This window comes from Enterobacter cloacae complex sp. 2024EL-00227 (genome assembly GCF_043945315.1).
Classification (GTDB): domain Bacteria; phylum Pseudomonadota; class Gammaproteobacteria; order Enterobacterales; family Enterobacteriaceae; genus Enterobacter; species Enterobacter roggenkampii.
In genome coordinates this window covers 111,682-123,945 of sequence record NZ_JBIMQP010000004.1, presented here as the reverse complement: position 1 = coordinate 123,945, position 12,264 = coordinate 111,682, and the positions used below count along the sequence as shown (strand labels likewise).

General features: G+C 58.3%; 10 protein-coding genes. 1 reads left to right on the top strand and 9 read right to left on the bottom strand.

Annotated elements, in window-relative coordinates:
* The first annotated feature begins 17 nt into the window (after nt 1-17).
* The gene (locus ACHH0Z_RS09150) at nt 18-782 is read left to right on the top strand and encodes a helix-turn-helix domain-containing protein (RefSeq protein WP_032638030.1); all 765 of its coding nucleotides are present in this window, start codon (nt 18-20) and stop codon (nt 780-782) included.
* Here ACHH0Z_RS09150 and leuA read toward each other — a convergent pair.
* The 9 genes from leuA to nrdF form a co-directional block, all read right to left on the bottom strand.
* Nucleotides 769-2,424, bottom strand: coding sequence for a 2-isopropylmalate synthase (gene leuA, locus ACHH0Z_RS09145; RefSeq protein ID WP_023344781.1), 1,656 nt, complete (start codon nt 2,422-2,424; stop codon nt 769-771). The genes ACHH0Z_RS09150 and leuA overlap by 14 nt on opposite strands.
* Nucleotides 2,425-2,628: 204 nt before the next feature.
* Nucleotides 2,629-4,176 carry a multidrug efflux MFS transporter permease subunit EmrB gene (gene emrB, locus ACHH0Z_RS09140; protein ID WP_008502580.1) on the bottom strand — a complete coding sequence of 516 codons (1,548 nt, stop codon included), beginning with the start codon at nt 4,174-4,176 and terminating at the stop codon, nt 2,629-2,631.
* Between the two features lie 16 nt (nt 4,177-4,192).
* Nucleotides 4,193-5,365 (bottom strand): multidrug efflux MFS transporter periplasmic adaptor subunit EmrA, encoded by a 1,173-nt coding sequence (gene emrA, locus ACHH0Z_RS09135; RefSeq protein WP_021241959.1) that lies wholly within the window; start codon nt 5,363-5,365, stop codon nt 4,193-4,195.
* Nucleotides 5,366-5,491: 126 nt separating this feature from the next.
* On the bottom strand, nt 5,492-6,022 hold the full coding sequence (mprA, locus tag ACHH0Z_RS09130) for a transcriptional repressor MprA (protein WP_008502578.1): 531 nt from the start codon (nt 6,020-6,022) through the stop codon (nt 5,492-5,494).
* A 314-nt stretch (nt 6,023-6,336) separates the two neighbouring features.
* The gene (locus ACHH0Z_RS09125; RefSeq protein ID WP_023325947.1) at nt 6,337-7,521 is read right to left on the bottom strand and encodes an MFS transporter; all 1,185 of its coding nucleotides are present in this window, start codon (nt 7,519-7,521) and stop codon (nt 6,337-6,339) included.
* A 186-nt stretch (nt 7,522-7,707) separates the two neighbouring features.
* Nucleotides 7,708-8,703, bottom strand: a complete 996-nt coding sequence (proX, locus tag ACHH0Z_RS09120) for a glycine betaine/L-proline ABC transporter substrate-binding protein ProX (protein WP_045408742.1) — start codon at nt 8,701-8,703, stop codon at nt 7,708-7,710.
* Between the two features lie 9 nt (nt 8,704-8,712).
* The gene (gene proW, locus ACHH0Z_RS09115) at nt 8,713-9,777 is read right to left on the bottom strand and encodes a glycine betaine/L-proline ABC transporter permease ProW (protein WP_008502575.1); all 1,065 of its coding nucleotides are present in this window, start codon (nt 9,775-9,777) and stop codon (nt 8,713-8,715) included.
* Complete coding sequence (gene proV / locus ACHH0Z_RS09110) at nt 9,770-10,972, bottom strand: glycine betaine/L-proline ABC transporter ATP-binding protein ProV (RefSeq protein WP_008502574.1); 1,203 nt, start codon at nt 10,970-10,972, stop codon at nt 9,770-9,772. Before proV ends, proW begins: the two co-directional genes overlap by 8 nt.
* 330 nt (nt 10,973-11,302) lie before the next feature.
* The gene (gene nrdF / locus ACHH0Z_RS09105; protein ID WP_023344780.1) at nt 11,303-12,262 is read right to left on the bottom strand and encodes a class 1b ribonucleoside-diphosphate reductase subunit beta; all 960 of its coding nucleotides are present in this window, start codon (nt 12,260-12,262) and stop codon (nt 11,303-11,305) included.
* Nucleotides 12,263-12,264 lie beyond the last annotated feature (2 nt).

The window sequence follows — 12,264 nt, the reverse complement described above, 5'->3', positions numbered from 1 at the left end:
TTGTGTTGGTGCCTCCTTTGACCACAACCTTAACCTTCTCATTTACCCACCGACCCCTCGTTCCGTTTGCCCATGATTACGTTCATGGTGACAGCGAACCCTGGCACAAGCACGACTGCGCGCAGCTGCTGCACACCCTGAGCGGCGTGGTAAGGGTGGATACCGCATCGGGCTGTTGGGTTGTGCCTCCCGGTCGCGGCGTCTGGCTGCCTGCGGGCACGCAGCATTCCCTGCGCATTACCGGCAACGTTGCGGCGCGAACGCTGTTTATCGATCCGCTGGCGCGGGCCGATCTTCCCGCCACCTGCCAGATCGTGCAGATCGCGCCGCTGCTGCGCGAGCTGATCCTCGTCTCCCTTGCGTTGCCTGAATCGTACTCACCCGGAAGCCGGGATGAACGCGTCTATGAACTGATTCTCGATGAAATCCGCACTATGCCGGTGCTGCCGTTTCACCTGCCGGAGCCGGAAAGCGAGGCGCTACGTCGCCTGTGCCTGCAAATCCGACAAAACCCGGGGGAAAGCTGGAGCAGCGCGCAGGTTGCGAGCATGATGAACATGAGCGAGCGCACGCTGAACCGTCATTTTCAACAGCAGACGGGTTTAAGCTACGGCGAGTGGTTGAGAAGGGCGCGTCTGCTGGAAGCCTTAGTGCGGCTGGCGCAGGGCCAGCCGGTATTGCGCGTGGCGCTGGATCTGGGGTATGGGAGCCACAGCGCCTTTACGGCAATGTTCCGTCGGGTGATGGGCGTCTCCCCCAGCGATTACTTTAAGAACGACTGACGGCGTTAAAGAGCGCCTGAAGCGACGCGCGCGCCACGTCGCTATCAATGCCCACGCCCCAGCGGCTGCTGCCGTCCTGGAACAGGCAGCGAATGTACGCCACCGAGCGGCTGTCGCTGCGTTCGCCTAACGTATGCTCGTGATAATCCTTAATCACGAACGGGGCGTTGACCCAGCGGCTCAGGCCGTGAGCGGCGGCGGAGAGCAGACCGTTGCCGTGACCTTCCAGCTGGCGCGTTCCTCCCTGTGTGGCGACGCAGGCCGTCAAACGCAGCTGGCCGTCCTGCTGGCTGTCGCTGCGGTAGGATTGCAGCGCATAATGCGGCGTGGCCACCAGACCGTAGCGGGTGCGAAACAGCTGCCACAGCGCATTTTGCGTCATCTCTTTTCCGTGACGGTCGGTTTCCTGCTGCACGTGCTGGCTGAAATCCTGCTGCAGGGCGCGGGGCAGTTTCAGACCATGATTCTGTTCGATCAGCCACGCGCTGCCGCTTTTCCCTGACTGGCTGTTCACGCGGATCACCGCTTCGTAGGTGCAGCCGATATCCTGGGGATCGACGGGCAGGTAAGGCATCTCCCAGCGATCGCCAGGCCTGCGGGCATCAAAGCCTTTTTTGATTGCGTCCTGGTGCGAGCCGGAGAAGGCGGTATAGGCCAGCCGTCCTGCCCACGGATGGCGCGGGTGCACCGGCAGCTGATTGCAGGTTTCCACCACTTCCACCACCCGGTTCATATCGCTAAAGTCCAGAGTCGGGCTGATACCCTGGCTGTAGAGGTTCATCGCCAGCGTCACCAGGCAGACGTTGCCCGTGCGCTCGCCGTTACCGAACAGACAGCCCTCCACGCGGTCAGCCCCCGCCATTACGGCCAGCTCCGCGCAGGCGACGCCGGTACCGCGGTCGTTATGCGGATGCACGCTGATGCAGACATCGCGGCGGCGGCTGAAGTGGCGACAGAAGTACTCGATCTGGTCGGCATAGACGTTCGGCGTGCTCACTTCGACGGTGGCGGGTAAGTTGATCACCATCGGGCGTTCGTCGCAAGGCTGCCAGATCTCCGCCACGGCTTCACAAATCTCCAGCGCAAATTCCGGCTCGGTAAAGCAGAAGGTTTCCGGAGAGTATTCGTACTGCCAGCGGGTTTCAGGGTTCTCTTCACAAAGCTGGCGGATAAGCCGCGTGGCGCGGGTGGCCAGCTCAACGATTTGCGCTTTCTCCATGCCGAATACCAGGCGGCGGAACAGCGGAGCGGTGGCGTTATACAGATGCACGGTCGCCTGCTTCGCGCCGCGCAGGGATTCAAAAGTGCGATGGATGAGATCTTCCCGTGCCTGAGTGAGCACCTGAATCGTCACGTCATCCGGGATGCGGTTCTCTTCAATCAGCTGGCGAACGAAATTGAAATCCGTCTGCGAGGCGGAAGGAAAGGCAACTTCAATCTCTTTAAACCCGCAGCTTAACAGCAGGTCCCAGAACTGCAGCTTGCGCGTGCTGTCCATCGGTTCGGCCAGAGCCTGGTTTCCGTCGCGCAGGTCGGTCGAGAGCCAGCGCGGCGCGCGGGTGATGCGTTGCTCCGGCCAGCGACGGTCGGGCAGGGAAAGGGTGGGAAAGGGTTGGTACTTGTCGGCGGGTGTGTTCAGCATGATGCGCTCCTGTTGTCTTTTCACTATCGTGAATCGATTTCAGGCGCGCTGCTTTATCGGCACTGACAATGGCTGTCGCGTTCTGGACACAGTGCGGTTTTTTGCCGGATGGCGGCTCCGCCTTATCCGGCCTACGTTCGTAGGCCCGGTAAGCGTAGCGCCACCGGGCAACCGTCGCACAGAACGAGCAACCTGCGCACAAGACTAGTGCGCGCCGCCACCGCCACCACCGGCACCAAACGGCGGTCTGGCAAACCACACCAGCCCCAGCAGGACGATAAAGATCCCTGCCGATATCCAGAAAATTTCGTTGGCCGAGATAATCAGTCCCTGGTTGGTGATCTGCTGGGCAATCCAGCCGGACGCCTGCTGCTCCGTCATCCCCATTCCCTGCAGCTGACTGTACATCTGCTGTGCGTTAGGGTTGAACGGGTTCACCGCTTCGGTCAGCTGCGCGTGGTGCATTGATTCGCGGTTTGTCCACAGGGTGGTGGTGATCGACGTCCCGATAGAGCCCGCCAGCGTACGGGTGAAGTTCGACAGGCTCGACGCGGCCGCCAGACGCTCGGGCGGCAGGCCAGAGAGCGTGATGGTGGTCAGCGGCATAAAGAAGCACGCCACCGCAAAGCCCTGAATGAACTGCGGCCACGCCGAGGCGCCAAAGTCCATTCCCGGCTCAAAGGTATACGCACGCCAGTAGAAGCACACCGCGTACATGATGAAGCTGAACGTCACCAGCCGACGCATGTCGAGCTTATGGGCGAAGCGGCCAATAATCGGCGACAGCAGGACCGGGATCACCCCGACAGGTGCCGACGCCAGACCCGCCCAGGTGGCGGTATAGCCATACACCTCCTGCAACAGCTGCGGCAGCAGAACAATCGCGCCGAAGTAGAGCATATAGGCGAGGCTGATACACAGGCAGCCGATGGTGAAGTTTCGCGACTTAAAGAGCGAGAGATCGACGATCGGGTTGTCGTCCGTCAGCTCCCAGACGATCAGGAAGCTTATCGACACCACCGCGACAATGGTCAGGATGATGATCTCCTGCGAGTTGAACCAGTCGAGCTCTTTACCGCGGTCGAGCATGATCTGCAGACTGCCGATACCCAGGATCAGCAGCGCCAGCCCGATGCTGTCGATACGGCGCTGTTCGGTGCGCGTCTCTCGTCCCCGCAGCGACTGCAGCGTCATCAATACCACGACGGCGCCAATCGGTACGTTGATGAAGAAGATCCAGCCCCAGTGGTAGTTATCGCTGATGTACCCGCCCAGAATCGGTCCGCAGATAGGCGCGACGATAACGGTCATCGACCAGAGTGCCAGCGCGACGGAACGTTTTGCGGGAGGGTAGTTGCTCAGCAGCAAACTCTGGGAGAGCGGGATCAGCGGCCCCGCGACAATCCCCTGAATGACGCGGAAGAAAATCAGCATCGTCAGGCTGCTGGACATGCCGCACGCCCACGAGGCCAGAACAAACGCCACCGTGGACCAGAGGAACAGCTTCACCTCACCGACGCGCTTTGCCAGCCAGCCGGTGATCGGAATGGAGATGGCGTTTGCCACCCCAAACGAGGTAATGACCCAGGTCCCCTGGCTCAGCGACGAGCCAAGGTTACCGGCGATGGTCGGGATCGCCACGTTTGCGATGGTGGAGTCCAGCACCTGCATGAATGTCGCCAGCGACAGCGCGATGGTCATAATGACCAGCTGCGCGCCTTCCAGCGGTTTTTGCGGCTTTTGCTGTTGCATAACGCTCACCTTCGGATTAACCGGCGTTTGCCTTCACGATGTCATCGATCAGCTTGTTGACCGGATCGAGGCTAATTTCACGGGCGTTACTTTCATAAACCGGGCTGCTACGCACCTGGCTTGCCAGGATCTGACCGTCGCGGTTGGCGGTGTCAACCGTCACCAGCGTGGAGAGGCCGATACGCAGCGGGTGATCCGCCAGCTGTTTGGCATCCAGTTCGATACGCACGGGCAGACGCTGTACGACTTTGATCCAGTTACCGGTGGCGTTCTGCGCAGGCAGCAGGGAGAAGGCGCTGCCGGTCCCCATATCCAGACCCACCACTTTGCCGGTGTACTTCACGTCATCGCCATAGATGTCGCTGACAACCGTCGCGGTCTGGCCGATACGCATATGCGCAAGCTGCGTCTCTTTAAAGTTGGCATCGACCCACAGGTTGTCTGCCGGCACGACCGCCATCAGCGGCGTGGTTGGGCTGATCTGCGCCCCTGGCTGGACGGAACGACGGGAGACATAGCCGGTCATTGGGCTGACGATTTTAGTACGCTGCAGGGCAAGCCACGCGTTGCGGACTTCAGTCGCTGCCTGCTGAACGGCAGGCTGGTTTTCCAGGCTGGTGCCCAGCACCATCGCCTGGTTGGCGTTGTACTGCTGAATGGCCACGTCCAGCTGTGCCTGAGCGCTGGCGACGGCGTCGCGGGCGTGCTGCAGCTCTTCACGGCCAATCAGGTTGGCGGTGCCGAGCGGCACGCGGCGGTTCAGATCGCTCTGCGCCTGCGCGAGTGCGGTTTTCTGCACGTCGATGTTGGCCTGCAGCTGCTTGCTGTTGATCATCAGCTGGCGGGTCTGACGAACGCTGGAGGCCAGCGCGGTCTGCGCTTTTTCAAACGCCTGCTGGGCGTCGGTTGGATCGAGCGTCACCAGCACATCGCCTTTTTGCACAAAGTCGGTATTGTCAGCCCAGACTTTCGTCACGCTGCCCGACACCTGCGCCATAATTTGTACCTGGTTCCCTGCCACGTACGCGTCGTCAGTCTCTTCAGCATGACGCAGTACTAAAAACCAATAGATCCCATATGCCACGGCAATAATGATAAAGAGCAAGGTCAACAGAAGAAGGGCGCTCTTACGTTTGCCTTTCTTGTTGGCCGGTTGCTGCGGGGTAGTGCTCTCCGCATTTGCGCTCATTGTTGTTCTCCACGATCTTCTTATTTTCACATCGGCTGAGCCGACCTGTTGTCAGAAAGGCCAGCAGTGTGACGTGCTGGCCTGTCGGTTTTCTTATAAATCTGGATTGTTGAGCGTGTCGTCGCGTTAGCGCAGCGCCTCAAGAACGGCGCCTTCTTCATCCATCTGGTCCAGACGGGTGAGCAGCTTGCGAGTGATGTGCTCAAGCTGGTCGCGCTCGGCGGTGCTGAGAGCGGACCAGAGTTTGTGCAGGCAATTGTGCTGAGGTGGCAGCACCTCGCGCAGGAATTCGTGACCTTTATCGGTCAGTTGCAGATGCAGGCAGCGGCGATCGTTATCGCTTTCACGGCGCTCAATCCAGCCGCGCTTTTCCAGCTCATCGGCAATTCGGGTGGCGTTTGTGCGGGAGGAGCCCAGCGCGCAGCTCAGCTCAGAAGGCTGAATGCTGTGGTTTTCCTGAGACTCCAGCGTGATCAACGCCATAAACAATGTCTCGTTAATCCCTTGAGCTTTCAGCATTTTATTGCGGTTTTCCAGTAGCTTACCCTGCATGTGCATGCACAGGCGAGTCAGCAGGATTTCCTGATACGGGAAGTCCTCATGGCGACTGGCGCGGAATTTAAGCATTTGTTCAATGGGCGTAAACGAACTATCCATTTGGGCATAACCTCATTAATTACAGCCGATATAGTAACGATAGTGACAAATAATGTAAATGAATTATTTGTGCGGTTATATCCGACAAATTAATGTCACCATCAGAAAGCGCCGGGTAAGTCCGTGACCCGGTGAGCACAGAAAGCGTAGGGGATGAACCCGCTGAAGAGAGGATGTGAGGACGGGGGTCTGAACTATTCATGCCGATTGTAAATATGTCACCCACATTAAAATTTCTGGGATAAATGATTACGTTTACATTAACAGAGTGAGGGGCCCCTTTACACCCTAAGAGGCCCAAAGCAATGTAAAACTTAGTGAATTGCATCCTGGCGATGGTACCCGCGCCACCATACAAGCAGGTTAATCGTGGCGACGATGGCGCCAATTGCACATACCCCTGACCAGCCAGCATGCTGCCACGCCGAGGCGGAAATGAGCGAGCCCGCCGCGCCGCCAATAAAGTAGCTGGTCATGTACCCGGCCGTCAGGCGGTTACGCGCCTCCGGCTTCACGCGATAGATGACGGTCTGATTGGTAATGTGAACGCCCTGCACGGTGAGATCGAGTACCAGGATACCGACGATCAGCGCCAGCACCGAGACGTGCCCATACCAGATTGCCGCCCAGGAGAGCAGAAGTAACACCAGCCCCGCGGAGGTTGTCAGATGGGATTTGCCCTTGTCGGCCAGCCCGCCTGCGGGGCGCGCGCCCAGTGCGCCTGCGGCACCGGCCAGGCCGAACAGGCCAATCACCCCTTCGGAATAATTAAACGGCGGCGCGGCCAGCAGAAACGCCATCGACGTCCAGAGAATGCTGAAGTTGGCGAAGGTGAAGCAGCCCAGCAGGGCGCGGGTGCGCAGAAGTTTATCCTGGGTAAACAGGCTGAAAACGGAGGCCAGCAGCTGCGGGTAATTCAGGTGATTTTCCTGCTTCACTTTTGGCAGCCCGCGCCACAGCGCCAGCGCCATGACGACCATCAATACGCTCGCCACCCAGTATACGGTGCGCCAGCCGCCGAGGCTTGCCAGCAGCCCGGCGACGGTACGCGCCAGCAAAATCCCCAGCAGCAGGCCGCTCATGATGGTGCCCACCACCTTGCCACGTTTTTCCGGTGAGGCGAGGGTCGCGGCGAGCGGCACCAGGATTTGCGCCACCACGGAGAACAGCCCCGTCAGCGCGGTACCGATAATCATCATCGTCAGCGACTGGCTGCTGGCGGTGATCAGCATCCCGCCGGCGGCCAGAAGCGTCATGGAGACGATCAGCATCCGGCGTTCAAACATATCGCCAAGCGGCACCAGGAACAGCAGCCCGGCGGCATAGCCGAGCTGGGCGGCGGTGACGATAAAGCCTGCGGAACTGGCGGAGAGATTGAACGCGCGGGCGATGGTGTCGAGAAGAGGTTGTGCGTAGTAGTTACTGGCGACCGCCAGACCCGTTGCCACGGACATTAAAAGGATGAGTGCGGGGCTAAGCCCTTGAGTGGTTTTTGTCATTAGTTTCAGGAATCGTTAGTGAAGTGATTATTTTTCCGGAAACCATAATAGCCAATGATTGTGAATGTGGGGGGATTGTTACGTGCTGGATTGTGCGGTTTAGGTCGGGTGCGGTCTGATCCCCTCACCCCGGCCCTCTCCCAGTGTGTACGATCCGGGGAGAGGGTTAGGGTGAGGGAAAAGGTTTTATTTCTGCGCCGCCAGCGCCGCTTTCACCCAGCCGTCAAACTGCTGCTGGTGGGCCTTGATCCAGCCGTCGACGTGGCCTTTAACATCCGCCTCAGACGATTTGCCCGCGTGCATCATCGCGTTCTGGGCGTTGATGTCCGCCAGCGGCAGCTTCATCATCGAGAACAGCTTCGCCGCCGCCGGGTTTTTCTCCGCCCAGGCTTTGTTCGCCACGATATGCATGGTGTTCACCGGGAAGCCGTAGTTCATGCCGTTCGGCAGTTTGGTGTCGATATCTTTCTGCTCGCCCGGCAGGGAGGAGAACGGCACCTGCAGCCACACCACGTCTTTACCCGGCTTCAGCACGTCGCTCACCCAGTACGGCGTCCAGGTGTAGTAGATCACCGGTTTACCCTCTTTGAAGCGGGCAATGGTGTCGGCCATCATCGCTGAATAGTTGCCGTGGCTCACGTCGACCGTTTTCGCCAGATCGAACGCCTTGTTCTGGTGGTTAATCACCGCTTCGCAGCCCCAGCCCGGCGAGCAGCCCATCATGTCGGCCTTGCCGTCACCGTTGGTGTCAAACAGTCTGGCGATCTTCGGATCCTTCAGCTGTTCGATGTTGGTGATGTGGTACTGGTCGGCGGTTTTCTTGTCGATCAGGTACCCCTGCGCCGCGCCGGTGACAAAGGTGCCTTCACGGTAGAATTTCTTGTCGCCACCGGCGGCGGCATACATGTCGTCATGCAGCGGCTGCCAGTTTACGGCGGTAAAGGTGGCGTCACCGGAGGCAATCGAGGTGTAGCCCACGTTGTAATCCACTTCGCTCGGCGTGTTAACCGTATAGCCCAGTTTTTCCAGCGCCCGGCTGACCAGCAGGGTCTGGAAGCTCTCTTCCGAAATAGTGCTCTGCACCGGCTGCACGGTAATGCCTTTGCCCGGCAGGTCAGCTGCGAACGTGCTGGTGGAGACAAGGGTGGCAAACGCTGTGGCAAAAAGTACGTTATGTCGCATCGTTGTTCCTTATTTTCTAAAGGGGCGGGTGAGTAACCCAACAGGGCCGGTGGAATACCAGCGACGGTTGCCGCGACTGCGTGAATCGCGACCGACGGCCTGGGTCAGGCGGTCAAGAATAATGGCGAGGATCACAATCCCGACGCCGCCGACGGTAGCCAGCCCCATGTCGAGACGGCCAATGCCGCGCAGCACCATCTGACCGAGACCGCCAACGGCGATCATCGAGGCAATCACCACCATCGAAAGGGCCAGCATCAGCGTCTGGTTAACGCCCGCCATGATGGTCGGCATCGCCAGCGGGAGCTGAACCTTAAACAGCATCTGGCGCGGGCTGGCACCGAACGAGCGTGACGCTTCGATCAGGTCCGCAGGCACCTGATTGATCCCGAGAATGGTCAGACGAATAATCGGCGGCAGGGCAAAGATAATGGTGACCACCACGCCCGGCACGTTGCCGATGCCGAACAGCATCACAATCGGCACCAGATAGACGAACGCCGGAGTGGTCTGCATCGCATCCAGCAGCGGGCGAATTATCTTCGCGGCCCGCGGGCTGCGCGCCAGCCAGATCCCCATCGGCAGGCCGATGACGATGCAGAAGAGCAGGGCGGTCAGCACCAGCGCCAGGGTGATCATCGCCTGCGACCAGGCCCCAATCGCGCCGATGGCAATCAGCGAAATCAGCGTGGCGACACCCATCCCGGCGCTGCCAAACTGCCAGGCGATCAGGGAGAACAGGATAATCGCCACCGGTGCCGGCATGCCCAGCATCAGCTGCTGGAAGCCGTTCAGGATGTAATCCACCGGGATGCGGATCCCCTGGAAAACCGGGCGGAAGTGCGTGACCACCCAGTCGATCCCCTCCGTGACCCAGCTGTCCAGCGGGATCAGCGTCTTGTGGAACGGATCCATAATATTGAAGTGCTCTGGCGCAGGCGCGGGTGCGCTGTTCAGCCAGTCCGCCGCACCGCCACCGTCGGCGGGTGCTGGCGTGGAACCCCACGCGTCGGCGGATTGCGCAGCGTTGTCCGCCGCTTCAGTGGTGCCCCACGGGTTAGTTTGATCAGCCATTATTTGCCCCCTCGCGATCTAAAGCCTGCAGCAGCATCCGTTTGGAGATGATGCCGACGTACTGTTGTTCCTCACCCACGACCGGTACGGCGCAAGGCGCCTGCCCCACGTGAGAGAGCAACTCGCTGAGCGGCGTTTCGGCGTCCACGGCAAGCGGAGCGTCAATTAACGCCGCATCGATGCCCTGGTTTTCGCTGAGCGCGGTTTTCAGAGAATCGATGGAGACAACACCGACAAATTTATTGCCGCGTTCAACCAGATAACCATATTCACGGTCTTCGTCCTGCAGCAGCTTCAGCGCGGAGCGCGGGCCGAAGCCAGGCGTTTTACGGATAATGCCGTTTGGCGTTCGACGGGCAATATCTTTGGCGCTAAAGACCTGGCTAATATCCACGCCGCGGAAGAAGGTGCGCACATAATCATTTGCCGGATTATTGAGAATTTCATCCGGCGTGCCGACCTGCACCACTTCACCATTTTGCATAATGGCAATACGGTCGCCAATACGCATGGCTTCATCCAAATCGTGGGAAATAAAGACAATGGTCCGCTGATGTTTCGCCTGTAATTTTACCAGCTCATCCTGCATCTCGGTGCGAATTAACGGATCGAGGGCAGAGAAGGCTTCGTCCATTAATAAAATGTCTGGATTAATGGCTAATGCGCGGGCTAATCCCACGCGCTGACGCATGCCGCCGGAAAGTTCATCCGGGTACGCATGCGCATAATTTTCCAGCCCAACCTGACGCAGGGCGTCAAGGGCTTTTTCCTGACGTTCCTGCGCGGGTGTGCCGGCTAATTCCATACCGAAAGCGGTATTATCCAGCACCGTCATATGTGGCATCAGCGCGAATGACTGGAATACCATCGCAATCTTCTTTCTGCGCACCTCGCGAAGCTCGGCGTCTGATATTCTGGCGATATCCACGCCGTCAATCAGCACCTGTCCGCGGGTGGGTTCAATCAGGCGATTGAGAAGGCGAACCATAGTGGATTTACCCGAACCGGATAATCCCATGATGACAAAAATCTCGCCTTCTTCAATGGCCAGACTGGCGTCTTTAACGCCAAGCGATAGCCCGGTTTTTTCCAGAATTTGCTCTTTCGAAAGGCCTTTCTCAATATATTTGAATGCGCGCTGAGGATGCTCGCCAAATACTTTATAAAGATTTTTCACTTCTAATTTAATTGCCATGCAATAGAGAGTGTCCTGTTATTTGTTTATGTCGATATGATTACCATGGTAAATTGTTAACGGGCATAACCCTAACATACTGAGAATCTGAGACAACCCTGGGTTTGCTTATGGCGTAAATTTTCAGGGAGGCGAAACGGCTGAATTTCCCATGAGTAAAGGGCTGAGCGGGATTTGAATTTTTCTCAATTTTTTGCTGCGGCATCGGGGAATTTCGCCTGAATCGGGTGATTCAGGCGAATAGGGCACGGAAATGACAGTGTAGTTGCTTTGTAAATATTGGAGAGGAAATTGTTGGGTTTATATTAAATTAACGAACGTTAACGTTCATTAAAAATCCCAGTCCTCATCCTCGGTTTCCACCGCTTTGCCCATCACGTACGACGAACCCGACCCGGAGAAGAAATCGTGGTTTTCGTCGGCGTTGGGCGACAGCGCGGAGAGAATCGCCGGGTTAACCTCCGCCAGTTCCGGCGGGAACAGCGCGTCGTAGCCGAGATTCATCAGCGCCTTGTTGGCGTTGTAGCAGAGGAAGGCTTTCACGTCCTCCTCCCAGCCGGTGCCGGCGTACAGTTCCTCGGTATAGCTCAGCTCGTTGTCGTACAGATCCATCAGCAAATCGAGCGCAAACCCTTTAAGCTCCTCGCGCTCCGCGTCGCTGACCTTTTCCAGCCCTTTCTGATATTTATAGCCGATGTAATACCCGTGCACCGCTTCATCCCGGATGATGAGGCGAATCAAATCGGCGGTGTTGGTGAGCTTGCCGCGGCTTGACCAGTACATGGGCAGCCAGAAGCCAGAATAGAAGAGGAATGATTCCAGAAACACGCTGGCGATCTTCTTCTTCAGCGGCTCGTCGGCCCGATAATACGTCAGCACCAGCTCCGCCTTTCTTTGTAACGACTCGCTCGCTTCGCTCCAGGCGTAGGCCGCGTCCACGTCTTTGGTCTGGCACAGCGTGGAGAAAATCGAGCTGTAGGAGCGGGCGTGCACCGCCTCCATAAAGCTGATGTTCGACATCACCGCCTCTTCGTGCGGCGTCAGCGCGTCACCCATCAGAGCCGGTGCGCCAACGGTATTCTGAATGGTGTCCAGCAGCGTCAGGCCGGTAAAGACGCGGATCGTTAGCTGCTGCTCGGTGTGGCTCAGGGTTTGCCAGGCCGGAATATCGTTGGAGAGCGGGACCTTTTCCGGCAGCCAGAAGTTGCTGGTCAGGCGGTTCCACACTTCCAGATCTTTCTCGTCCTGGATCTTGTTCCAGTTAACGGCGCTCACGCGTGACAGTTTCATCC